24 protein-coding genes are annotated in these 22,128 nt (G+C 63.7%); 6 read left to right on the plus strand and 18 right to left on the minus strand.

The features are described from left to right. Positions 1-5: 5 nt before the first annotated feature. From fliD to H6718_17965, 18 genes are all read right to left on the minus strand, one after another. Entirely contained in the window at positions 6-1,331 is a 1,326-nt protein-coding gene (fliD, locus tag H6718_17880) for a flagellar filament capping protein FliD (protein ID MCB9587274.1), read from the minus strand. Between the two features lie 237 nt (positions 1,332-1,568). Next, positions 1,569-2,399, minus strand: a complete 831-nt coding sequence (locus tag H6718_17885; protein MCB9587275.1) for a flagellin FliC — start codon at positions 2,397-2,399, stop codon at positions 1,569-1,571. A 257-nt stretch (positions 2,400-2,656) separates the two neighbouring features. Continuing rightward, positions 2,657-3,484, minus strand: a complete 828-nt coding sequence (locus tag H6718_17890; protein ID MCB9587276.1) for a flagellin FliC — start codon at positions 3,482-3,484, stop codon at positions 2,657-2,659. Between the two features lie 237 nt (positions 3,485-3,721). After that, entirely contained in the window at positions 3,722-4,552 is an 831-nt protein-coding gene (locus H6718_17895; GenBank protein ID MCB9587277.1) for a flagellin FliC, read from the minus strand. A gap of 39 nt (positions 4,553-4,591) precedes the next feature. After that, entirely contained in the window at positions 4,592-6,508 is a 1,917-nt protein-coding gene (locus tag H6718_17900) for a DUF115 domain-containing protein (protein ID MCB9587278.1), read from the minus strand. A gap of 174 nt (positions 6,509-6,682) precedes the next feature. Then, a complete protein-coding gene (locus H6718_17905) occupies positions 6,683-6,973 on the minus strand; it encodes a carbon storage regulator (protein MCB9587279.1) in 291 nt (96 codons plus the stop codon). A gap of 321 nt (positions 6,974-7,294) precedes the next feature. Further along, a complete protein-coding gene (flgL, locus tag H6718_17910; GenBank protein MCB9587280.1) occupies positions 7,295-8,173 on the minus strand; it encodes a flagellar hook-associated protein FlgL in 879 nt (292 codons plus the stop codon). Between the two features lie 42 nt (positions 8,174-8,215). Then, positions 8,216-9,607: a flagellar hook-associated protein FlgK gene (flgK, locus tag H6718_17915; protein ID MCB9587281.1), complete on the minus strand. Its 1,392-nt coding sequence runs from the start codon at positions 9,605-9,607 to the stop codon at positions 8,216-8,218. 1 nt (position 9,608) lies between these two features. After that, positions 9,609-9,986 carry a hypothetical protein gene (locus tag H6718_17920; GenBank protein ID MCB9587282.1) on the minus strand — a complete coding sequence of 126 codons (378 nt, stop codon included), beginning with the start codon at positions 9,984-9,986 and terminating at the stop codon, positions 9,609-9,611. A gap of 130 nt (positions 9,987-10,116) precedes the next feature. Beyond that, positions 10,117-10,407 carry a flagellar biosynthesis anti-sigma factor FlgM gene (gene flgM, locus H6718_17925; GenBank protein MCB9587283.1) on the minus strand — a complete coding sequence of 97 codons (291 nt, stop codon included), beginning with the start codon at positions 10,405-10,407 and terminating at the stop codon, positions 10,117-10,119. A 124-nt stretch (positions 10,408-10,531) separates the two neighbouring features. Beyond that, positions 10,532-10,846, minus strand: a complete 315-nt coding sequence (locus H6718_17930) for a hypothetical protein (protein MCB9587284.1) — start codon at positions 10,844-10,846, stop codon at positions 10,532-10,534. Further along, complete coding sequence (locus H6718_17935; protein ID MCB9587285.1) at positions 10,843-11,949, minus strand: flagellar basal body P-ring protein FlgI; 1,107 nt, start codon at positions 11,947-11,949, stop codon at positions 10,843-10,845. The genes H6718_17930 and H6718_17935 overlap by 4 nt, the downstream gene beginning before the upstream one ends. A 12-nt stretch (positions 11,950-11,961) precedes the next feature. Continuing rightward, the gene (locus H6718_17940; GenBank protein MCB9587286.1) at positions 11,962-12,666 is read right to left on the minus strand and encodes a flagellar basal body L-ring protein FlgH; all 705 of its coding nucleotides are present in this window, start codon (positions 12,664-12,666) and stop codon (positions 11,962-11,964) included. Continuing rightward, complete coding sequence (locus H6718_17945; GenBank protein ID MCB9587287.1) at positions 12,663-13,427, minus strand: flagella basal body P-ring formation protein FlgA; 765 nt, start codon at positions 13,425-13,427, stop codon at positions 12,663-12,665. Before H6718_17945 ends, H6718_17940 begins: the two co-directional genes overlap by 4 nt. 5 nt (positions 13,428-13,432) lie before the next feature. After that, positions 13,433-14,218, minus strand: a complete 786-nt coding sequence (gene flgG / locus H6718_17950; GenBank protein ID MCB9587288.1) for a flagellar basal-body rod protein FlgG — start codon at positions 14,216-14,218, stop codon at positions 13,433-13,435. Between the two features lie 86 nt (positions 14,219-14,304). Continuing rightward, positions 14,305-14,760, minus strand: coding sequence for a hypothetical protein (locus H6718_17955; GenBank protein MCB9587289.1), 456 nt, complete (start codon positions 14,758-14,760; stop codon positions 14,305-14,307). Then, positions 14,757-15,281: a hypothetical protein gene (locus tag H6718_17960; protein ID MCB9587290.1), complete on the minus strand. Its 525-nt coding sequence runs from the start codon at positions 15,279-15,281 to the stop codon at positions 14,757-14,759. Before H6718_17960 ends, H6718_17955 begins: the two co-directional genes overlap by 4 nt. Positions 15,282-15,438: 157 nt before the next feature. Then, on the minus strand, positions 15,439-16,404 hold the full coding sequence (locus H6718_17965; protein MCB9587291.1) for a sigma-54-dependent Fis family transcriptional regulator: 966 nt from the start codon (positions 16,402-16,404) through the stop codon (positions 15,439-15,441). A 665-nt stretch (positions 16,405-17,069) separates the two neighbouring features. Here H6718_17965 and flgB point away from each other — a divergent pair. The 6 genes from flgB (at position 17,070) to H6718_17995 (ending at position 22,111) form a co-directional block, all read left to right on the plus strand. Further along, a complete protein-coding gene (gene flgB / locus H6718_17970; protein MCB9587292.1) occupies positions 17,070-17,468 on the plus strand; it encodes a flagellar basal body rod protein FlgB in 399 nt (132 codons plus the stop codon). 34 nt (positions 17,469-17,502) lie between these two features. After that, positions 17,503-17,934: a flagellar basal body rod protein FlgC gene (gene flgC / locus H6718_17975; protein ID MCB9587293.1), complete on the plus strand. Its 432-nt coding sequence runs from the start codon at positions 17,503-17,505 to the stop codon at positions 17,932-17,934. 6 nt (positions 17,935-17,940) lie between these two features. After that, positions 17,941-18,351, plus strand: a complete 411-nt coding sequence (locus tag H6718_17980; GenBank protein ID MCB9587294.1) for a flagellar hook-basal body complex protein FliE — start codon at positions 17,941-17,943, stop codon at positions 18,349-18,351. Between the two features lie 221 nt (positions 18,352-18,572). Then, positions 18,573-20,225, plus strand: coding sequence for a flagellar M-ring protein FliF (gene fliF, locus H6718_17985; protein MCB9587295.1), 1,653 nt, complete (start codon positions 18,573-18,575; stop codon positions 20,223-20,225). 19 nt (positions 20,226-20,244) lie between these two features. After that, positions 20,245-21,237, plus strand: a complete 993-nt coding sequence (locus tag H6718_17990; GenBank protein ID MCB9587296.1) for a flagellar motor switch protein FliG — start codon at positions 20,245-20,247, stop codon at positions 21,235-21,237. After that, positions 21,224-22,111, plus strand: a complete 888-nt coding sequence (locus H6718_17995; protein MCB9587297.1) for a hypothetical protein — start codon at positions 21,224-21,226, stop codon at positions 22,109-22,111. Before H6718_17990 ends, H6718_17995 begins: the two co-directional genes overlap by 14 nt. The last annotated feature ends 17 nt before the right edge of the window (positions 22,112-22,128 follow it).

A 22,128-nucleotide genomic window follows, 5' to 3' on the forward strand; every position in this document is an offset into this window, starting at 1 on the left:
CCAGATCACGCGATCAAGTAGGCTAGTTGTGCGTTGTAGGAGGCGACGGTGGAGTCCATCGCTGTGAACTGCTTCCGCAGGGTTTCGGCGTAGCGATCGAGGCGCTCTTGCTCCTTATCCGCTTGCTCTTGAAGGCGCGTCTTCTCAGCTTCCAGCCCCTCTTTGCGAGCCGTCAGCGCGCCGCTCTCTGGCGCGACGAGGTCCTCCATCAAGGTACTCATCGCGTCCATGATGCCGTCGGTGGTGTCGTCTCCAGCGAGGATGCGCGCCACGGCGTCTGGATCCTCACCGAGCGCCTCGGTGAGCTTGGTGGTGTCGAGCTTCAGCATGCCGTTGTTCTCGAGCTGAATCCCGATGGAGTTGAGTGTTTGGTACTTGCCGGTGAGTGACGCGTTCGGGTTCAACAGCGTCGAGGTCATCTTGGAGTTGATGTTGCGAAGCGTGCTATCGCCCTTCAGCACGGCGCTGGTTGCCTTACGCTCGCCATAGCCCGCCGTGACCTGCACCTTGCTGATGACGGCGTTGTAGGCGTCGACCATCTTCTTGATCTTGCCTTGCAACGCGTCGGAGTCGGTTTCCACGGTCAACGTGGCTGGCTCGGTTGTCTTCTTGGTGAGCGCGAGGGTGACACCTTGTATCGCTCCTGCGATCTTGTTCGTGGAGCTCGTGACATTGAAGCCGTCGATGACTGCGATCGCATCTTGTGCAGCCTGAACCGTGTTCGCCGGGGTCGAGAGGCCGAGCGCGACGCCGTTGTTCTCGCCGAAGGTGATGGCGTTTGCCGCGCCGGAGTCCTTGCCGCGGACTTGCAGGCGATAGTCCGAACCATCGAAGAAGATCGACGCGTTCACCTTCGCGCCGCTCTCGTTGATCTTCGTCATGATGTCTTCGAGCGTGTCCGTGGCTTCGACCGTGACGTTGATGGCGGCCTCGCTCCCCACGGTAATGTCCAGGTCGCCGCTTTGACCGAGCGCGGCCAGCTTGTCGGTGAACGTGTTGCTATAGGTGCGTTGCTCTTGTGCGAGCTGGGTCACGCTGACCTGGTAGCTTGACGGAAGTGCCAAGCCGTTGGCGGTCGCGACAATCGCCTCGTTCGAGCTCTTCGCGGCGTAGCTTCCGACCTCTTCCAAGGTGTCGAGCCCTTGGGAGGCAGTCTTTAGGCCGCTCAATAGGCCGGAGAGATCGCTCAGCACCGTAACCGCTGAGTCGACGTTGTTCTTGCGCGTATTGATGATGTTGAGCGGACCTTTGCTGGCGCCGACTAGGCCCGAGATCAGGCCCTCGACGTCCATTCCGGAGCCGATTCCGCCGAAGGTGATGGTGCCTGCCATGATGATTCTCGCGGGTTTGGGGGAGAGGAGAGCTGGTTGCCGTCTGCACTCGTTGGGTGAGAAGCGGTCTCGAGGGAGCCCGGTGGTGGCTCCCTGCTCCGCCTAGAAGCAAATTGCCTGCCGCTTCTCTGAACGGACCGACAGCGAAACCTTGGAGCCCCTCCGGGGGACAAACGACGAAGCCCGCGCTGCTTCCGAGAGGAGACAGCACGGGCTCCGAAGTACGCCGATGTAGGACTAGCCGATGAGCCCGAACGCAAGCTGCGGCAGGGAGTTGGACTGAGCCAACACCGAGATACCCGCTTGAGTGAGCACCTGGTTGCGCGACATCTGGCTCGACTCTTCCGCCACGTCGACGTCACGGATACGCGAGTTCGCGGCGGAGAGGTTCAGGCGCGAGGTCTGGATTGAGCTAGTGGCCGTATCCAGGCGGTTCATTGCTGCACCGAAGTTCGCGCGAGACGTGGACACCTTCTGGATGGCCGAGTCGATACGCCCGATTGCGTTCAGCGAGTTGCCGGCGGTGGCGCCGCTGAGGGTCGTCGTGGCGGCCAGCATCTGAGTGAGTGCAATGCCGCCAAACGACACGGCGATCTTGTCGGAGGCGGTGTTGTTGATGCCCACCTGAAACGTCACGCTCGAGGTCGCCGCTCCCAACAGAGCGGTGCCGTTGAACTTCGTCGAGGACTGGATGCGCCCGAGCTCGCTCTGAAGCGCGCCAAACTCCGTGTTCAAGTAACCGCGGTCGGTGGATCCCAAGCTGCCGTTCGACGACTGGACCGCCAGCTCACGCATGCGTCCGAGCACGTTGTGCATCTCACCGAGCGCGCCTTCAGCGGTTTGCGCCATCGAGATGCCGTCTCCCGCGTTGCGCTCCGCAACGGAGTAGGAACGGACCTGCGACTTCAAGCTCTCGCTGATCGCGAGGCCGGCGGCGTCGTCCGAAGCCGAGTTGATGCGGTACCCGCTGGAGAGCTTGGCGAAGCTCTTCTGGAGCGCCTTTTGGTTCGCCCCCAGGTTCTTCTGAGCCTCGAGCGAGGATGTGTTGGTTCGAATGTTGATTGCCATTGGCTTGCCTCCTTCGTGGAGTTCTTTCCGTTCATGAGGGCATCAGTGCCCTGCGTAGCGAATGGACGGTGTTGGCACGCAAGCCTTGACTCGAAACTGACAAACCTTTGACGCTTCTTCCTCGCGGATAGCGTATGAGACTGTACGGCTAGGCGTGTCTTTGATTGAGAACGAATCTTCTCAATTCGAGAAACATCACAAAGCGCGAAGCGCCCGCTCCTTTCGGGAGCGGGCGCTTGATGCGGTTTGATTCGCGATCAGAGCAGGTTCATGGCCATCTGCGGCAGCTGGTTCGCCTGCGCCAAGACCGAGATGCCTGCTTGGCTGAGCACCTGGTTCTTGGTCATCTTGGAGGTCTCATCAGCCACGTCGACGTCGCGGATACGGCTGTTGGCGGCGTCGATGTTCAGGCGCATGGTGCCGATGTTCGAGCTCGCGACATCCAGGCGGTTCATCGCAGAACCGAAGTTCGAGCGAGCGGTGGAGACCTTCTGGATGGCCGTGTCGATGCGACCCAGGGCCGTGAGAGACGAACCCGCCGTGGCTCCTGCGACGCTGGTCGTAGCGGCGAGGATTTGTGTTAGCGCCACACCACCGAAGTTGATGCTGATTTGATCACTCGCGGTGTTGTCGAGGCCGACCTGGAACGTGATGCTGCTGGTCGCAGAGCCGACGAGCTGCTTGCCGTTGAACTTCGCGGACGACTGAATGCGGCCGATTTCCGACTTGAGCGCACCGAACTCCGTGTCGATGTAGCCACGGTCCTGAGAGCCGAGCGAGCCGTTGGATGACTGCATGGCCAGCTCGCGCATGCGGCCGAGCACGTTGTGGATTTCCCCGAGGGCGCCTTCAGCCGTCTGCGCCATCGAGATGCCGTCGGCGGCGTTGCGCTCCGCGACGGTGAATGAGCGAACCTGAGACTTCATGCTCTCGCTGATGGCGAGGCCCGCCGCGTCGTCCTTCGCGGTGTTGATGCGATAACCGCTCGACAGCTTGTTGAAGCTGTTTTGCAGGTTCATCTGGTTGCCCTTCAAGTTGCGCTGAGCCTGAAGAGACGGAACGTTGGTTTGTACTGCTAGGGGCATTGTCTTTCTCCTTCTTGGAGAGTTGGAGAGTGTCGTCCTTGACACTCCCCCCGGGCGTCTTGCCCGTCATTTTGGGGAACGGAGCCTCGGGGACTTGCTTGAGCAGTTTCGTGATTGACAGCGTCGCTTGGAGTTCAGCGCGTCAGCGCGCACAAAACGAAGCGAGCTGCTCGCGGCTAGGCCGCGAGCAGCTCTTCATCTCGTCTTCGTTGCTTTGGATATTAAGTCGTGCGGCGACTACTGCAGCAGGTTGAGGGCGCTCTGGGTGAGCTGGTTGGCTTGCGACAACACGGAGACGCCGGCCTGGCTGAGCACCTGGTTGCGCGCCATCGTGGAGGTTTCCATCGCGACGTCGACGTCGCGGATGCGCGAGTTTGCAGCTGACATGTTCAGACGCATGGTCTGGATGGCGCTCGTCGCGATATCGAGGCGGTTCATCGACGCGCCGTAGTCTGCGCGTGCGGTCGAGATTGCGGTCATCGTGGAGTCGATGCGCGCGAGCATGTTCTGGGAGGCGGTTGGCCCGGTGCCTGAAAGCGTGCTCGTGGCTGCCAACATGGCCGTGAGGTTCATGCCGCCGAAGGAGATCGCCATCTGATCGCTCGCGGTGTTGTCGAGGCCGATCTGGAAGGTGATCGTCGTCGCCGCGGTGCCGACGAGCTGCTTGCCGTTGAACTTCGCAGCCGCCTGGATCCGTGACAGCTCGGACTTGAGCGCTTGAAACTCGGTGTCCATGTACCCGCGGTCCTGCGCGGTGTAGTTGCCGTTCGCTCCTTGAACCGCCAGCTCGCGCATGCGCTGCATGATGCCGGTCATCTCTCCCAGGGACGCTTCCGCGGTTTGCACCATGCTGATCGCGTCGTTCGCGTTCCGCTCGGCAACGGTGTACGAACGTACCTGTCCTACGATATTTTCGCTGATCGAGAGACCGGCGGCGTCGTCCGCGGCTGAGTTCACCCGGTAGCCGCTGGAGAGCTTGTTGAAACTGGTGCTGAGCGCCGCTTGGTTCTTTCCAAGGTTCATTTGCGACTGCAATGAGGCGACGTTCGTTCTAACGACTAGAGACATGATCCACTCCTTACTTGACGAGATGTTTGTCGGTGTCCGTCAGAGACGGGTCACCAAACGCTTTAGGTCGGACTCGTAGTTGTCCATGGCGCGCTCGATGGCGTGCGTGATCTTGACTTCGCTTTCGATGGATACTTCCGCGCGGGAATGCTCACTGTGGTTTTCGCGTTGGCTCACCGCGGCGATGCAGTCCATTTCGCGCCTCGCGTAGGCGTCCAACAGGGACAGCGGGGCGAGGGCCTTGCGGTAGTCCTGTTCGGCGTGGGAGAGCTTGCGGAAGCTCTTCTTCACGAGGGCGGGCGATTCGCGACGCATCCCCGTCAGCGCTGCGTTTGCTCGCTCGCGCAACTCCTTGCCAGCCCGACGTACGCGGCTCAGGGCATCTCGCTGGCTGTCTGCCCAAGCCCGAATGCGTTCCGCCGACACGGGCGCGCGTTCTGCCTTTGCGCGTGCTGCGAGCTCAGCAGCCGTCAGCCCACGTTCCGGTAGCGTGGCGAGCAACTCGGCGAGGCGCATCTCCCGTACACCCTGGATGCGGGCTCCGCCCTCGGTCGCGTTGATGAACTCCAGCTCGGGGCGACTCCGAGGTAGCTCGCGGCCAACGCCTTCGAACCAGGCTCGGACCGCGCTCAGCATCACGCCGGTCAGGACGCTGCCCTCTCCCCCCCAAGCTTCCACCTCGAGCAGTTGCTCGTGGGCGTGCATGGAGCCCTGACCCTTGCCATGGGCGTCGATCACGGTCTGGCTCCATTGAAGCTCGAGAACTCCTTGTTCCGGCTTTGCTTCGACCCTGGAGCCTTCGTAGGCGGTACCCTTCGCGTAGGCCTCGCCGCCCGTGTACCCGAGGTCGTGACCGACCAGCACAATGGGGCTGCAGCCGAGTTGCTCGGCCAACGAGAAGGCTGCGGTGGATACGCTCCCCGAGACTTTGACTCCGGGGGTTCCCATGAGCTCGCGGAGCGGCGCCTCGAACTCGGGCAGCGCCTCGTAGACGGGGAGCAGCGGTCCGGCTCCCGTACGCAAGACTTCCGGGCTACCGGTCAGGCTGAACGCACGTACGACCTCGTCGATGAACGGTACCTTGCGCAGCAAGTCAGAGATATCGATGGACTCGATGCACATCAGCACTTGGGGTGTGACGCCGGCCTTCGCCAGCGCCAGGGCGCTGGAGTTCACCGCGATCACGATGCCCTTCTGCGCCGCCTCTCGAAGTTGTTCGACGTTCTTGGCGAGCGAAGGACCCGCTCCAACAATGAACGCGGGGACCCCTTCCAGCTTGCGCTCGAGCGCCAGAAAGGGACTCGAGTGAACCAGGCAGTCCACGTTGTCGACCACGTCTCGTGCCCACGTCTCCGCGCGGAGATGATACGTGTTGACGTTCGCGGTGGTGCGATTGACCAGCTGTTCCACGCTGGCTGCCAACTTCGCAAAGGCCTCGGCGTACGCCTCACGGTAGCCCGGGGCAGCGACCAAGGTCGCACCGGTGCGATCCTTGGACAGCTCCGTCCAGACCTGCATCAGGTCGTGCTCCGTCGCAACGATCGGCACATCGCCGAGGCACAATGGGCCTGCATTCAGGCGCCGCTTCAGCAGGCCGAGGTCCGGCTCGAAGATGACGAGGGCGTCGGTGCTAGCCTTCAGTTGCTGCGCGAGGCGCCCCACGCCGAGGCCAAACAGGATCACGGGCCCTTGGGTTTGCTCGGCGTCGCGGACCAGCGTCTGGAGCTCGCTGAAGCTCACCTCTGAGTCGAACTGAGCGTCGGCCGCGTGCAGTGTCAGATAACCCGCGCGGAAAGCAATCCCACCTCGCTCAGGCGTGTTGGCGAGCAACGCACGAGTCTCCGCCCCAACGTTCAGGCTCTCGAGGTTCTGCGCGAACAGCTGGTCCGAGAGGCTGGGAACGGTGGTGACGGGGGTCGCCGCTGGCGTGGCCGTCTGAGTTATGGCGAGTTGCATGGTCACTGCGCGTCTTCCTCGACAACCGACAATCCATGTTGTGTGCCAACTCGCCGAATCCGCGAAATCGGCCGAAATCCGGCGCGAAACCGCTGATCTCGCGACACGGCGCGGCCTCCGCGGCGCCAGGTGCTCGCGGGCATGCGTCGGGGCTTTGACACCGCGAGCGACAATTCAGCCCTCATCTCGAGCCTCCGGCCCTTTCGGAGCTCGCCGAATGACGGTGACCGGCAGGGCAGCGGGCTTGACCTTTCCGCCCACGCTCTCCGCCACCTCGAGGCTGCCATCGAGGGACGCTTGGTTCGCCTCCAGGATGCTGTCGTGGACTTCTCCGCGCAGCACCGCACGTCCGCGGGGGGCAACGACGCCGATCTTCACCACCTTGCGGCTCAGCGCGGTGACGTGGATCTCGATGTCGTCACCGAGAACGATGCGTTGGCCTACTCGTCTAGCAATGATCAGCATGCCTCACGCGATGCACGCTGAGTGCCAGATTCTCAGCTTGAGAAATCCGCGCCGTCAGGCCATCGCCTCCGCGTGCATGGAAGCCCAAAGCGGCCACCGTCCTTAGCAGGGTGTTGAAAAACACCCTGCCAAACAACAACAACCGTGCCCGCGCACAACTCGGCCAGATCACGCTCTCGCAAAACCCTCACTTCTATGGGGTTTTGCGAGAGCGTGGTTCAGAGATCCGCGCGGATAAGCGCGCAGGATGCTGAAAAACGGAGTTCTTCAGCATCCTGCTAGACGGGGCCGCTCAAATGTAGGGCCTTCCGTGTGGGAGCGTCAGAAGCGCGACACGGAAGAGAGGTTCAGTGTGTTCTTGGCCACCGCGATGGCTTGCTCGATAGAACTCGAGAGATTCATGAGCTGGGAGTAGGCTTCGAAAGCGTCCGCGTCCCCCACATGGCTGCGCTTTTCCGTGAGGCTAAGCTTGCCCGTGTCTACCGCCGCGTCCGCCGTGTCGAGTCGGTTCATCAAGAGGCCAGAGCTCGCACGCGCACTCGTGAGCTGCTGCTTGGACCGGTCCAGGGCGCCCAGGCTCGCTGCAGTGGCCGCTGGATCGTTGGCGACCAGGGCTGCTTCGAGGTTGCTCAGCGCCGTAAAGGTGTCCTCACCCCCGACCGCCGTGAATGCAGTCGCCCCATCGGCGTTGACCTGGAGGGTTACGCCTGGGCCAGCCTCGATGCGCTGAGCCGTCTGGTCGCCGCTGAAGATGCCCACGTTGTCGAACGGCGCGGTCTCGGTTTGGCTACCCGCGAACAAGTATCCGCGAGAGCCTTTGGTGTTTGCGAGGTCTGTCAGCTGCTCCCTCAGTTGTTTGACCTCGCTCGCCAGCATGCTGCGCTCGTTCGCGCTGAGGCTGCCGTTTGCCCCCTGCAGCGCCAGCTCACGAGCTCGATCGAAGAGCCCGCTTGCAGCGCCCAGCGTAGACTCCGCAAGAGACGCGTCGTCGCGAGCAGTGCCGATGGAACGCTTGTAGGAGTCCATGCGCTGCAACCCCGAGTCGATGCGAACCAGCTCGCTCGCGCCTGCGGCGTCGTCAGAGGGAGCGTTGATACGCATGCCAGTTGCCGCCTGTTGCGCCACCGTCGCTTGCCGTGAGGAAAGCGAGGAGAGGTTCTTTTGAACGTTGAAGAACCGTAGATTGTCAGTGACTCGCATCTCGAACTTCCTTCGTAGCTACCCTAGTGCCAAAGCAGCGCCCTAGCGACCGAGGCGCCCAATCAGCTCTTCCAACATCTGGTCGACCGTGGAGATCACCTTGGTCGCCGCCTCGTACGCTCGTTGGTAACGGGTCAGGTTGACCATCTCTTCGTCGAGGCTGACGCCGCTGGCCGATTCCTTCATTTGGTACACCTGGTCCTGCATGGCGGCCCGAATACCAACATCGCTCTTGGTGGCTGCACGCCTCGTGCCGACGTCGCCCACCAAGTCCGAGTACGCCTCCGCAGGACTGCGAGTGCCACCGCTAGCGATCGGGCTCGTCCCGAGAGCTTGAAGCAGCAGGCTGTTGCCGGAACCGCCAGGGAGCGTTGCCGCGCTCGAGGCTGCGGCGATGGCGTCGGGGTTGCCAGCGACGGATGGGTCGAGACTCAGTGAGCGGGCCGCGCCAGCGGCGGTCGCCGATACGCTGAACAGGTTGCGTCCGCTCACGCCGTCTTTGCCAAAGCCTGCGGCGTGCTGGGTGTTCACCGCGGTAGCGAAGTCGAACGCGAGCTGGTCCAGTTTCTCTTGCGCTGCCAGCAAGTCGACGTCCCGCGCGTCCCGGATCCCGGCGAGCTTTCCCGAGCTCAGGTGCTTGGTGATGTCGCTACCGGGGCCAGAACCACGTGCCGCCAGGAGTTGCATGTTTCCTGACGGATCCACGTCGATGCTCAGCTTCTGAACCTCAGCGCCCTCCACGAGGGTCGTGCCAGCAACCTGCACGACCAAGCCGCCCTTGGAATCAGGGAAGGTGTGCACGTCGATCAGCTCGGAGAGCTTGTTGAGGGCTTGGGCTTGTTCGTCTTCCAGGTCGGCGGCGTCGGAGCCGGCACCCTTTGCCACGCTGATCTTGCGGTTGAGCTCGGCTAGCTTGTCGGCGAGCTGGTTGATCTGAGCCGTGGTGTCCTTCGCGGACGTCAAGAGCTCGGTGCGTTGGGTCGCGATGGCGTCCCCGGTGCTGCGGAAGCGCCCTGCTAGCTCTTCGGCGCGGCTGAGCACTGCCATGCGGGAGGCTGGATCCGCTGGATTGCTCGTCAGATCCGAGAACGCGCCGAACAGTTGGTCAAACGCGCTCCCTAGCCCGGCACCCACGCCATCGTTGAACAGGCTTTCCAGTCGCGAGAGTTGGGTATCGTGTTCGCTGGCGGCCGACGACAGCCCCACCGCTTCGAGGTAGCGGCGCTCGGTAAACTGATCCGCCGCGCGTCGCAGCCCCTCGACCTGGACACCGCCGTAGTCCATCGTTCCGAGGGCTCGCGTGACGAGGATCGGATCCCTGCGGACATAACCTGCGGTGTTCGCGTTGGAGATATTTTGGCCAGTGACATTCAGGCCATACGACTGGGCGCTCATGGCGTCCCGCGCCGTGTACATCAGGGAGTTGAGGGACATTTCAGCTCCTGAAGCTCAGACGAACAGGACTTTGAGTGGTGGAACCAGAACGGTTCAAGCCTTGACCGTTCTTGCCGCTATATCCATCGAAGTGGTTGCCAGTCGCCAAATCCAACATCGACTTGACGCACGCGCGGGCGTGGATGAGCAGCAACTGGTTGGCGATGGCCTGGCGCTTGATACCCTCCAGCTGGTCACGCTGGGCGGCGACGAACTGCTCTTTGGGGAAATCGCGCAGGCGCTGATCGAGTTCAAGTTTTGCCTCGCGGCAACGATCCAGGGCGGCGTGATCCAACACGCGCAGCGCCTCGTGCTCGGCGAGCAGAAGCGCTTCTAGTTCGGATAGGGTGGAGTCGAGGGTAGGGGGATTGTGCGACATGGTCCATTGCCTCCAGTTTGCGGATGGACCAACCCCCTCGAGCTACGAGCGATGCCGCTCGTAGCTGTGCCTGGGCCAAGCCGAGCGGCCTGACGCGGACTCACACACGTTGCCGTGCGTGCTTCGGGGGTCAGCCCACCTCGTCGACGAGGCGCGTGGCGATGGCGCTGGAGTCCACCTTGAAGGAACCGTCGGCGATCGACGCCTTGAGCGCGGCGATCTTTTCCGTGCGGACTCCTCCGGTGGATCCTGCCAACTCGCGAGCCTCGCTCGAGATGCTGACCTTCGCCGCGTCTTGAGGGCGCGGCGTGGAACTCTGGGTAACCTGCTCCGTCTTTCCGGCTGCCTGGGTTGCGCTGACCGGCTTCACGGCCATGCGCTGGTAGGCGGAGAGGGCGGGGTTGTTGCTGATTCCCTTCATTGGGTCCTCCGATTGACACGAGCGACGAAGGTTGGTGTCGCTCCGGCGGGGTGAACGGATCCCGCGGGCAAGCCTTGAACGAAAAACGCACGTGGCGCGTCGGTTTGTGTGTAAACGAGCGAATTCACGTGTGTTTCTCCGCTTGCATCATGGCTTGGGCGACGAGCTCGCCGAGCCCAAGTCCACCGGCGGCACTGATCGAGTCTGCCATGCTGGACACGACCATCGAACCGTAGACGTTGCCCTGGGTGCCTTTCTCCCCGCCCATCTGGGTGGTCTTTTCCAGGGACGACAAGAGCTGCCGGACGAAGATCGCTTCGAACTTCCGAGCTGCGTCGAGGATCTCCGGTGATGCCTTGGCGGGCGCCTTGCCCGACGCTTTGGCTACGTCGGCCGCTGGGCTTTGAGCAAGGACCGGTGCAGTTGCCGCGATACTCATTGTACGATCACCTCGGCGCGGAGGGCGCCTGCTGAACGTAGAGCTTGCAGGATGCTTGCCAGTTCCCGTGGGGAGACGCCAAAGACTGAGAGCGCCTGTGCGACGTCCGCCAGGGAGGCCGCACCTTCGAGGTACGTCAGCGCCGGAGGCGTCTGCTCGGTCGTCTCGATGTCGCTCTCGGTGACGACCTTCGTCTTGCCGTCTGCCAGAGGTTCTGGCTGAGAAACCCGGGGCTTCTCCTTGATGTTGATGGTGATGCCGCCCTGGCTGATGGCGACTGGGCTGAGGCGGACGTCGCCGCCCGCGACGATGGTCCCGGTTCGCTCGTTGATCACCACGCGCGCAACGCTCGCAGGGTTCACCTCGATGTCGCCGATTTGCGCCAACAGCTTGACGGGCTTGCCGCGTAGCTTCTTTGGCGGTTTGACGCTGACGGCACCGCCGTCCAAAGGCTCCGCCGTGCCTTTGCCGAGCGCCTTGTTGACCGCGTCGGCGATGCGTTGCGCGGTTTGGAAGTCTGGGCTGCGGAGGGAGAGCGTGAGGACACCCTTCTTTGCGTAGTCAGACTTGATCTCGCGTTCGACCAGCGCCCCTCCAGGGATGCGCCCCGTGGTCGTGATGCCGGTCTTGCTCGATGAGCCCGAGGAGCCCGACGCGGAGAAGCCGCCGATCAAGAGCGGACCTTGAGCAACCGCGTAGACTCGTCGGTCGGCGCCGCGCATCGGCGCCTGCAGGAGCACGCCGCCGCGCAACGAACTCGAGTTGCCGATCGACGAGACCACGATGTCGAGCTTCTGACCGGGACGAGAAAACGCCGGAATGTTGGCTGTGATGACCACCGCCGCGACGTTCTTCAGCCTGAGCTGCTTCGCGCTCACCTGTACCCCGAGGCGCGTGAGTAGCGCCTTCAGCGATTGCATCGCGAACGGCGCAGAAACGTCGTCACCGGTCCCGTTGAGGCCCACGACGACACCGTATCCAATCAACTGGTTGTCGCGGGCGCCCACTACATCGACCAAGTCGCGCAGACGATCCGCCTTTGCGGTGTGTGGAACGGATAGTCCCAGGAGGACGACGAGCAGGGATAACCAGCGTTTCGGCATCGGACCGGCCTTTCAGAACGGGTTGATTGAGTCGAGCAGGGCGGTGAGCCAGCCCCGTTCCGTCTGATCGTCGATATCGCCGCGACCGGTGAACTCCACCTGGGCATCGGCGATCCGCCCTGAAGGAATCGAGTTGTCTCCCTCAATGTCCGAGGGGCGGATCAAACCGGAGACGTAGAGGTGGTACTCCTCGTGGTTGATCATCACGACCTTGGTGCCTTCGATGAACAGGTCACCGTTGGGCATCTCACGTCGGACCTTGACGGCGATCGTGCCGGAAAGCTGACCCGAGCGAGTCGTGTCGCCCTTTCCGGTGAAGTCACTGGAAGCTGCCATCGCCATCAGCTTCGTGGGATCGATGTTGGGGTAGGCCTTCTTGATCGCCGGAACCAGACCCAGGAGCGACTGCATCTCCGCGCTGCGAGAGCTGTCCTTGCTCAGCTTGGTGGATGCGTTGCCCGACGCGTCGGCGTACTCGTCGATCTTTACCAGTACGACATCGCCGATGCGCACCGCGCGTGTATCCTCGAGGTAACCAGCGACGGCTTCGCTGTACAGAGAACCAGAGCTGGGTGCCGATTCGCCGCGGGCGGCTGCATACTCTCCCTCGTGGTAGTTGCGCTCCCGCTGCTTGAAGGCACGAATGTGTTGTGGCCCACAGGCCACGGAGCTCAGACAGGCGCTCATCAGTAGCGCTCGCAGGAGATACTGCTTCATGATTCCTCCACCGTGGCTACGTGCTCCGAATCGATGCGGGCGCGCAGCACCTTGTTGGTCTTCAAAACGCGGACCTGAATGATCTCGCCCTCGTCTCCGGAGGTGAGCGCTTGGCCGCGCGCGGTCAGGCGAGCGCCTTTGCGCTCGACGACCAGGGTGATGTTCGCGCCCTTCTCAACGTCTGCGCTGGCGCCGCGCTCGGTGATGTAGAGGGTGACGCTCACCGGGATGCGCGCGACCGTTTCCGAGTCGCTGATCCACTTGACGATCGCGCTCGTGCGGTAGGCGCCGCGACGCTTCGGGGGCTTCGGCATGTCGACGCCCTCGAGCACTGCGTCGGGGGGGAGAGTTGCACCGCGGGTGGCGCTGACCTTCTTCAACTCCACGCCCCGCTTGAGGGAGCGAGCGATCGCCGGGCTAGCGAGCGTTTCGAGTTCTTCTTTGCTGATCTGCTTGGCGGCGGAGCGAACCCGCACGCTAGGTGGAAACTTCACCTTGGCGGGGTCGAAGCCCGCTGCCTTTACCTGACGCAACACCGCAGCGCGGCTCAACAAGCGACTGGCCCCAGGCGGTGGCGCGCGGCCGAGGTCAATCTCGCGGTAGTCCTCGGGCGCGTCCTTCCAGACCTCTCCGAGCTCGATGTGTGCGCCTTGCACCTCGACCTCACCTGGCGCTGCGCCAGCTCCCGGCGCCGTGCACAGCAAGGCGCAGAGTAGGGGTAAAGCGAATGGGCGGAAGGCGCCGGAGCTACGTCGACTCATCCCGCTCACCTCATCTGCGTGGCGGTGCGAAGCATCTCGTCGGCGGCGCTGACCACCTTGGAGTTCACTTCGTAGTTTCGTTGAGCGCTGATGAGCCCAATCATCTCCTCGACCACGTCGACGTTGGATGACTCGAGGGCGCCACCCATCAGCGTTCCGCGGCCATCGCTGCCAGGGTTACCCACTTGGGCTTCGCCGCTGGCGGTCGTGGCCTGCATCAGGTTGTGACCGACCGAAGAGAGTCCGGCGGGGTTCACGAACGACGCGATTTGGATCTGTCCAACCGTGGTCGGCGCTGCCTCGCCTGGGAGGCTCACGCTCACCGTGCCATCTGCACCGACGCTCACGCCGACAGCTTCCGCGGGGATCGTGATCGGCGGGTCGAGCGGGAGCCCTTCCGGGGTAACCAAACGCCCCGTTCCGTCGGTCTTCAGGTTGCCGGCTCGCGTATACGCCGGGGTGCCGTCGGGCTGCTGAACCACGAAGAAGCCGTTTCCCTCGATCGCGACGTCGAGGGGGTTCTGGGTGATCTGTACCGCGCCCTGCTTGAAGATGTGGGCGGTCCCGACGACGCGAACGCCACTGCCAAGTTGTAGTGCCTCGGGCGCCACCGTATTGGCGCCTGTCGGGGCGCCTGCGGCGCGCACCGTGCGGTAGAGCAGATCTTGAAAGTCAGCCCGCTGCTTCTTGAAGCCAGCCGTATTGGCGTTGGAAATGTTGTTCGCCACCCCTTCTAGGTGGGTTTCCTGGGCGCTCATGCCCGTGGCGGCGATACTGAGAGAGCGAAACATGCGGCCTCCTTAGTCGGCTTTCTGCAGAGTTGCTTGCAACCGAGGTGCCAGGTGCTCGGCATTGGCTGAACGATTTCCGTACGGACTCAGTCGACGGTCGCGTCCGCGGCGGCGTCCTCGCTAGCGTCTGCGGCGGCCTCGCCGCTGGCGTCGTTCGGCTGGGCGTCGACGCTTCCGTCAGCGCTGGCGTCGATCTCGCAGCTGGCGTCTGCGCCGGCTTCCGCGTCGGGATCGCAGGTCTTGCCGGCGTCGGCGTCTAGACTCGCGTCCTCCACATCGGAGCCCGCGTCTGTGCTCGCATCAGCGTCAGCGTCAGCGTCAGCGTCAGTGTCGTTGGCGTCGCTGGCGTCTCCGCCGTCAGTCCCCGAGTCGCTGGCAGGGGGGATACGACAGCCGCCTTGAAAACACTCGTAGCCCGGAGGGCAGTCCGTGTTGCGAAGGCAATGTTTACTGGCGCAGCCCACAGGCGTGCTTGCAACCCAAAGCCAAACAGCGGCGCATCCAAGCAGCCAAGCCAGGTGGTGCTTCGCTGCGTGTGTCATAGGTCGAGGCTCACTCCAATGGAGACCAGCGCCCACATCAAGACACTGCCCGATGGCAGGTCGGTACCTAGCGGCAACGCCGTGAAGGATGGTTCGATGTACAGCCGAGTCTTCTCCGCGAGGGGGATGTTGAACTCCAGACCGATACCGCCGCCAAACAGGGTCTCCGGCGCGAAGGCGGCGGTCACTCCGGCGTACGCCCCAAAGCTGTCCGAAAGCCAGCGCAGGTAGCGACCTTCCGCACCGACGCCCACCCGCGGCTCGAACTCAACGAACGCGCGCGCACCCCAGGCCTCCTCCGGGAACTCATCCACATGGAAGGTGCTGCCTGCCGTGAGGCGCGTGCGAGCGCGCTGCCACTCGGTTTGTCCGTCGACGCTGCCCCCCTCGAGTCCGCTTCCCAGCCCGAGTTCACCGGTGATGACCAGTTCCTGGGCGTGGGCTGCCGGTGCCAGTGCGCTGACGATTGCCAGTGTTAACAGGCTGGCGTGATAGCGACTTCGCGTTCCAAAACTCTTCATTCTTGCTCACTCACGGCTAGTGCTCGTTCGGCGTCGCCTCTTTTGGAGCAACCGGCGTGCCAGCGGCATGTACTGCCTTGGGGAAACACCGAGCCACAAAAAGCCATTGGCCGTCTCGAGCTTCGAGACGGCCAATTCGACACGGCTTTTTTTGGGATCAGGCGGCGTGGGGGCGCGCCATGCGCTTGCGCTTGAGCATCTCTACCAAGGTGGTGCGGTTCAGGCCCAGCAGGTTGGCGGCGCGGTTCTTGTTCCAGCCGGTGCGGTCCAGCGCTTGGCGGAGCAGGTCGTTCTCGAAGGACTCGACCGCGCGGCGCAGGTCGAGGCCGGAGTCAGGAAGCTTCGGGGAGACGCGGCGCTCGCCGCCCAGGCCGCGGATCTTCGCGGGCAGGTCCGTGGGCTCGATCTTGTCGTCGGCGCAGAGCAGCACAGCGCGCTCGATGGTGTTCTCCAGCTCGCGGACGTTGCCGGGCCACGTCCAGGCCATCAGGATTTGCGCCGCGGCGCGGGACACTTCATTCACCGCGCGACCGGTGCGCTTGTTGACCTTGTGCAGGAAGTACTGCACGAGCTGCGGGATGTCCTCGGCGCGCTCACGCAGCGGGGGGGTGGTCACGTGGATCACGTTCAGGCGGTAGTAGAGATCTTCACGGAAACGACCCTCGGCGACGGCTTGCTCGAGGTCGATGTTCGTTGCCGCGACGATGCGCACGTTGGCCTTGACGACGCGGGTCTCGCCCACCGGGCTGTACTCACCGGACTGCAGCACGCGGAGCAGCTTGACCTGCAGCGCGAGGGGCAGCTCGCCAAGCTCGTCGAGGAACAGGGTGCCACCCTCGGCCTGGGCGATGCGGCCGCTCTTGTTGGCGTGAGCGCCGGTGAAGGCTCCCTTGGCGTGGCCGAAGAGTTCGCTCTCGAGCAGGTTCTCCGGGATGGCGCCACAGTTGACTGCGACGAAGTTTTCGCTGGCGCGGTCGGAGGCGGTGTGGACGGCGCGGGCGACCAGCTCCTTGCCGGTGCCGCTCTCGCCGGTGATCAGGACGGTGCAGTTGGTGTCCGCGATGCGGTCGATGACGCGGTAGATGTCCACCAGCGCGTCGGAGGTGCCGACGACACCCTGCATGCTGCGCGGGCGGCTCTCACGGATGGCTTGCACGTTGAAAACGCCAGAGGTGCGCTCCTCGTCGGAGTCATCGAAGCAGCTGAGGTCGAGGGGGGCGGTGTTGGTCATTGGCGTTTCTCCGGGGCAAGTGCGCTGAAGGACAGCGCGGCGGGTGTTTTGGCGGCGTTTTCAAGGCCACCAGCGTGTCGTGCTAAGCCCTAGAGCAAGGCGCGGGCCAACTGTCGGGTTGCTGGCTATTCAGCGTTAAACCGTTGGCGTTGACCAATTCGGCCAGGGAGTTCGCGCCTTCGGAGTGGGTCACTGGCGACCCGGACAAGTGCCTCGAAAAAATGCGCTTTTCGCTGATAATCTAGCGAAACCAGGGTTTCTCTGCGGCCATCGCGCGACGTCCAGAGGGACGGCGAATCTGGGTCACCAATCACCCGGGGGTGAGTCGTGACCCAGGAGCCAACATTGCCCTAACGTACTCACTGCACGGGAACGGAGGGAGCGGCCAAGTCTTGAGCGCCTTTTCTCTCAACCCCATTCAATGCGCAGCTCCCACCTGAGTGCCCATTCGCTCCGGGAACGGCTCATCGCCTTTGCGGCACGCGGAGTGCAAGTGACTGGGGGACTGGAGCATCACGTTACTGTGCGGAAACGAACTACATCGAAGGAGAGCGCGAGTGTCTGACTTCTTCGCGCACGTCGCGCCACTGCACGGGGCACTCGACTACCACCTCGAGCGCCACAACGTGTTGGCCACCAACCTGGCCCACGTGGACACCCCCGGCTTCATCCCTCATGACCTGCGGCGCGTGGACCCAACGAGCAAATTCGCCGGGGTGCTTCGCGTCCAGTTGAAGGCGACCAAGTCGGCGCACTTCGGGTCTGCTGGGGCGGGGGCGGTCACTGGAAGGGTCTTCGAAGACGCGAGCGCGGGGCCAGGCCCTGACGGCAACTACGTGTCGATGGATCGTGAAGCCGCCAAGGTCGCCGCCAACCAGCTGCGCTACGACACCGTGAGCGCGATCGTGTCTGCCGAACTACGCCAGCTGGCCTTTGCTGCAGGAGATGGGCACTGATGTTGCTTTGGAAGAAGTTTGAAGGAGTAGACCGATGCTAGGTGTGTTCAGTGCCATGGAAGTTGCCGCGTCGGGCCTCAGTGCCCAGCGCATTCGCATGAACACCATCGCGTCCAACCTCGCCAACGCGCGCACCACGCGCACCGCTGAGGGCGGCCCCTACAAGCGCATCGATCCGATGTTCGAGGCGCGCAAGGTCGCTGAGAGCGGGTTCGGTGGTCAGTTCGCGGATGCGGTGTCGACGGTGAACGTGCGGGAGATCGTCGCGGATCCACGGCAAGGTCAGCTGGTGCTAGAGCCCGGCCATCCCGACGCGGACGCCGCCGGCTACGTCGAGTACCCGAACGTCAACGTGGTGGAGGAGATGGTCAACATGATCACCGCGTCCCGTGCCTACGAAGCGGGCGTTACATCCATCGAGAGCGTCAAGGGTATGGCGCGAAGCGCGATCGACCTAGGAAAGTAGTGATTCGTGGCCATCGGACCGATCGTTGACGGAGCGATGATCCCACTGCAACCCTCACGGGGACCAGTGGAGTTCCGCGCGGGTACGGAGCCCGAGTTTGGTGGAGCGATGCGCGCCGCGCCCAATGGCCCACCCAGTCTAGAGGGGCTCGAAGCGCTGCGCGGCGTTGAGGGGGTCGACTCGCCCCAGGCGCCCGAGCTCGGCTTCGCCCATGTGCTCGAGTCGGTGATCGCCCCCGCTAACGAAAAAGCCCTCTCCGCCGCGAACGCCGCTGAGGAGTTCGCCGCTGGGAGGCGCGACGACATTCATGGAACGATGCTCGCGCTCAGCGAAGCGGATATCGAGCTGAAGTTCGCCAGCAACGTGCGGAACAAGGTCGTCGACGCGTTCTACGAAATCTGGCGCATGAACATCTGACGACGGCGCGCGATGCCCGTGGCTCCAAGAGCGCGGTGGGTGTCAGCGCATGACTTGGTAGAGGCGCCTCACCCCCTGATCGATCGGGGGGAGAGGTGGAATGTTCGGCCCCTGCGAGGTCGTGTCGACGCACGCCCTGCTATCGCGCCTCACCTGAGTGCGTGGCTTGGGACTTGCACTTGGAGATCAGCGAGCCCTTCGGCTCCCCGAGATAACCCCTGATGGACAAGCTTCGAGCCTTTGGATCTCAGCTGAGCGCGTTCTGGCAAAACCTGAGCGGCGCCAAGCGATTTGCGCTGATCGCCGCTGTGGTGACGGTGCTCGCTGGTGTGCTCTTGGTGGCCGGCGTCGGGTCGAAGATCAACTACGGGTACCTCTACACGGACCTCAATCCCGATGACGCAGGGTCCATCGTCGAGAAGCTGAAAGAGCGGAAAATCCCCTATGAAGTGAGCGGGGGAGGGACGACGATCCTGGTGCCGCAAGAGCAGGTGCACGAGTTGCGCTTGAGCCTTGCGTCGGAAGGGTTACCGCGCGGAGGTGGCGTCGGCTTCGAGGTGTTCGACAAGACCGACCTCGGAGCGACGGAGTTCGAGCAGCAAGTGAAGCTGCGCCGCGCGCTGGAAGGCGAGCTTGCCCGCTCCATCTCCACCCTGGAAGGTGTCAAAGGAGCGCGGGTTCATCTGGTGCTACCCGAGCGGAAGCTATTCGCCCGCAAGAGCGAGGCCGCGTCGGCCTCCGTGGTGGTGCGGCTCGCTAACGGTGCGAGCTTCGGCAAGCGAGAAGTCGCTGGAATCGTGCACTTGGTGAGCGCGGCGGTGCCAGGACTCACCCACGATCGCATCAGCGTCGTGAGTACCGACGGGGTGACGCTGCACCGTCCGAATTCTGACGGCAGCGGTGCGGGGGCGATGGCCGAGTCTCAGGCAGATCGCGCGCGCGAGCTGGCGCGCACCTTGGAGTCGGAGGTGCGCACGCTGCTCGAGCGCGTCGTCGGGCTGGGGAACGCCGACGTGATGATCTCCGTTGAGCTCGACACCTCGACCAGTGAGCACACCGAAGAGCACTACGAGCCCACGCGCACCGCGTTGCGGAGCGAACAAGAGAGCATCGAGAAGACCGCGACGGGTGAAGCCGGCGTGGCTGGCGTTCCGGGAGCGCGTACGGCGCTACCCGATGGAGCACCCGTCGAGGAGGATCCCGAAAACACCCCGGGCCTCGTGCGCCGCAGCCACACCAAGAACTGGGAAGTCGATCGCGTCACCAAGAAGACGTTGCGTCCCGCTGGGGAAATCAAGCGGCTGAGCATCGGCGTGCTGGTCAACGGAAAGTGGGAAGAGAAGGACGGCAACGCCGCGTATAGCGCGCGCTCAAAGGAAGAGCTGGCGGCGCTCGGGGCCGTGGTGAAGCAAGCGATCGGCTTCAGCGAAGAGCGCGGTGACGGCTTTCACATCGAGAGCGCTGCGTTCGCGCGCCCCGACGCCGAGCCACCGGTCGTGCCCGTCCCGCCATACATGAAGTACAAGCTGCCCATCGCGGCGGGCGCTGGTGGACTCGCGCTCCTGACGACGCTGATCGTCGTCTGGAGGGTCCGCAAAGCGCGCAAGCTCGCCAAGGCCAAGGCCGAGGCGGAAGCAAAGGCCAAGGCTGAGGCGGAAGCCAAGGCGAAAGAGGAAGAAGAGCGCCGTGAGGCAGAGGCACTGCTGGCGGCGGAGGAACTCAAGCAGCTCACTGAGGGCAACAGCAGCGAATACGGTGAGGTCGCTCGAGCCGAGGCGCTCTCGATTGCCGCTCAAGATCCGGCGACGGCGGCCGTTGTCTTACGGCGCTGGCTCGCGTCGCAGGAGTCCCCTGATGCGGCCCAGCAGCCGTGAGCGCTCGTAGGAGGTGACGATGGCCGAGCAAATCGACCTGACCGGAGCCGAGAAGGCAGTGCTGATGTTGCTCTCCCTCGAGGAGGGCGTGGCAACGCCAATCATGGCGGAGCTCTCCGCGGACGAGGTGAAGCGCCTGCGTGAGGCCGCCAGCAAGATGCGCGCGGTGCCTTCCAGCGCCCTCGATCAAGTCTACAGCGAGTTCATCACGCGGACCCGCGAGGAGGTTGCGGTTCCGCGAGGAGGTATGCGCTACCTTCGGAGGATCGCGACCCGCGCCCTCGGTGAAGCGCAAACTGACGCGATTTTCAGCGGCTCTCCGGCCTCCGCGATGGAGCGCATTGCCCACACAGACTCCAACGCTTTGGGAGCGCTGCTCGAGCATGAACACCCTCAGCTCGTCGCGGCCATCTTGAGTCAGCTAGACGTGCAAAAAGCAGCAGAAGTGGTCGAGGCGCTGCCCGAGGAAGCGCGCGCTCCCGTGTTGCTCCGCTTGGGCAGCATGACGGAGGTGCCCGAGACCTTGCTCGAGGACATCGCCGAAGCGATCACGAGTGAGCTGCCCGCAGGTGAAGCTGAGGTCGCTCTCACCGTCGATGGCATCGGGCGCTCTGCGCAGCTAGTTCGCAACCTGTCGAAAGAGACTTCCGAGGCGCTGCTCGGCGACATCGAGACCGAGAACGAAGTCTTGGCGGGCGAGATCCGTCGCGCCATGTACTCGTTCGAGGATCTCAAGGCGGTCGATCAACGCGCTCTCAGAGACTTGCTCAAGGCAGTTCCGGGTGACCGTTTGACCCTCGCGCTCAAGACCGCCAGCGAGGAGCTGAAGAACCACCTGTTCACCAGCATGTCCAAGCGCGCCGCCGACCTAATCCGCGAGGATCTAGATATGCTCGGTGGTGTTCGTCTCAGCGAAGTCGAGGCCGCACAGCGGGAGATCGTCGACGTCGCGCTGCGCCTCGAGGCGGAGGGCACCATCTCCCTTGGAGGCGGTGACGATGCTATCGTCTAGAGCGCCCGGCAAGGTCGAGTTCATCGAAGTTCGCAAACCTCGCAAGAAGCCTCCCACATGGGTGGGCGCCAGTCAGCGCGCTCGCTCGGGGCTGGCGACGCTGCGACCGCCGAAGTTGCCCTCCAACGTGGTGGGTGACGGGTTCGTGAGCGACGACTGTGAAGTCGAGGAGTTCTCCGGGGCACCTCAGCCGCGCTCTCCCCAACAGGGATATCCGCGTGGATTCAACCCCGAGTTCGAAGCGCGCGCTCAGAGCGAGTTCTTCGAGCAAGAGGGCGACTATCACGATCCAGGCGAGTATCGCCGGGAAATCACCCCGCCGCCGCCACGACCAGCCGTTGCTGGAGGAACGAGCGAGGGTCTAGAGATGCGTGCGGCCATGGACGCCGTCATGGCGTCGGTACCCCCGCCGGTGCGTCCGCCCCAGGTCGCTGAGCTCGACGCCCTGGCGTTGCAGGATGCCGCGCTCAGCGAGCTGCGTGCCGCCCTGGAAGCGAGCCTAGGCCTCCGCGACGACTGGTTGAGAGAATCCGAAGAGCAGCTGGTGGAGCTGGTGAGCGTGATCGCGCGCCGAGTCATCGCGCGCGAAGTGCGGAGTGATCCCGGGCTGGTGCGCTCGCTCGTGCGTGAAGGTATCGACGCCTTGGGTGGTGCTGACCGCGTCGTGGTCCGATTGGGAGAGGCCTTTGCGGGCGCCGCTGAGCAACTCAGCGATGACCTCGAGAGCAGCGGTCGCAGCTGTCAGGTGGTGGTCGACCCGGAGCTGTCGCACCACGGGTGCGTGATCGAGACGGCTTATGGTCGTGTTGACGAGTCGCTCGAGGGTCGTCTGGATCAAGTGCTTGGCGCACTCACTCCCGATGAGGAAGGCTAGTGGCAAAACTAGAGCAG

This window comes from Polyangiaceae bacterium, from assembly GCA_020633205.1.
Classification (GTDB): domain Bacteria; phylum Myxococcota_A; class Polyangia; order Polyangiales; family Polyangiaceae; genus JAHBVY01.

Bases quoted from the DNA above. Each gene is read 5' to 3' on its own strand.
- fliD (MCB9587274.1), bottom strand. From the start codon at position 1,331: ATGGCAGGCACCATCACCTTCGGCGGAATCGGCTCCGGAATGGACGTC.
- H6718_17885 (MCB9587275.1), bottom strand. From the start codon at position 2,399: ATGGCAATCAACATTCGAACCAACACATCCTCGCTCGAGGCTCAGAAG.
- H6718_17890 (MCB9587276.1), bottom strand. From the start codon at position 3,484: ATGCCCCTAGCAGTACAAACCAACGTTCCGTCTCTTCAGGCTCAGCGC.
- H6718_17895 (MCB9587277.1), bottom strand. From the start codon at position 4,552: ATGTCTCTAGTCGTTAGAACGAACGTCGCCTCATTGCAGTCGCAAATG.
- H6718_17900 (MCB9587278.1), bottom strand. From the start codon at position 6,508: ATGCAACTCGCCATAACTCAGACGGCCACGCCAGCGGCGACCCCCGTC.
- H6718_17905 (MCB9587279.1), bottom strand. From the start codon at position 6,973: ATGCTGATCATTGCTAGACGAGTAGGCCAACGCATCGTTCTCGGTGAC.
- flgL (MCB9587280.1), bottom strand. From the start codon at position 8,173: ATGCGAGTCACTGACAATCTACGGTTCTTCAACGTTCAAAAGAACCTC.
- flgK (MCB9587281.1), bottom strand. From the start codon at position 9,607: ATGTCCCTCAACTCCCTGATGTACACGGCGCGGGACGCCATGAGCGCC.
- H6718_17920 (MCB9587282.1), bottom strand. From the start codon at position 9,986: ATGTCGCACAATCCCCCTACCCTCGACTCCACCCTATCCGAACTAGAA.
- flgM (MCB9587283.1), bottom strand. From the start codon at position 10,407: ATGAAGGGAATCAGCAACAACCCCGCCCTCTCCGCCTACCAGCGCATG.
- H6718_17930 (MCB9587284.1), bottom strand. From the start codon at position 10,846: ATGAGTATCGCGGCAACTGCACCGGTCCTTGCTCAAAGCCCAGCGGCC.
- H6718_17935 (MCB9587285.1), bottom strand. From the start codon at position 11,949: ATGCCGAAACGCTGGTTATCCCTGCTCGTCGTCCTCCTGGGACTATCC.
- H6718_17940 (MCB9587286.1), bottom strand. From the start codon at position 12,666: ATGAAGCAGTATCTCCTGCGAGCGCTACTGATGAGCGCCTGTCTGAGC.
- H6718_17945 (MCB9587287.1), bottom strand. From the start codon at position 13,427: ATGAGTCGACGTAGCTCCGGCGCCTTCCGCCCATTCGCTTTACCCCTA.
- flgG (MCB9587288.1), bottom strand. From the start codon at position 14,218: ATGTTTCGCTCTCTCAGTATCGCCGCCACGGGCATGAGCGCCCAGGAA.
- H6718_17955 (MCB9587289.1), bottom strand. From the start codon at position 14,760: ATGACACACGCAGCGAAGCACCACCTGGCTTGGCTGCTTGGATGCGCC.
- H6718_17960 (MCB9587290.1), bottom strand. From the start codon at position 15,281: ATGAAGAGTTTTGGAACGCGAAGTCGCTATCACGCCAGCCTGTTAACA.
- H6718_17965 (MCB9587291.1), bottom strand. From the start codon at position 16,404: ATGCAGGGTGTCGTCGGCACCTCCGACGCGCTGGTGGACATCTACCGC.
- flgC (MCB9587293.1), top strand. From the start codon at position 17,503: ATGCTAGGTGTGTTCAGTGCCATGGAAGTTGCCGCGTCGGGCCTCAGT.
- fliF (MCB9587295.1), top strand. From the start codon at position 18,573: ATGGACAAGCTTCGAGCCTTTGGATCTCAGCTGAGCGCGTTCTGGCAA.
- H6718_17990 (MCB9587296.1), top strand. From the start codon at position 20,245: ATGGCCGAGCAAATCGACCTGACCGGAGCCGAGAAGGCAGTGCTGATG.
- H6718_17995 (MCB9587297.1), top strand. From the start codon at position 21,224: ATGCTATCGTCTAGAGCGCCCGGCAAGGTCGAGTTCATCGAAGTTCGC.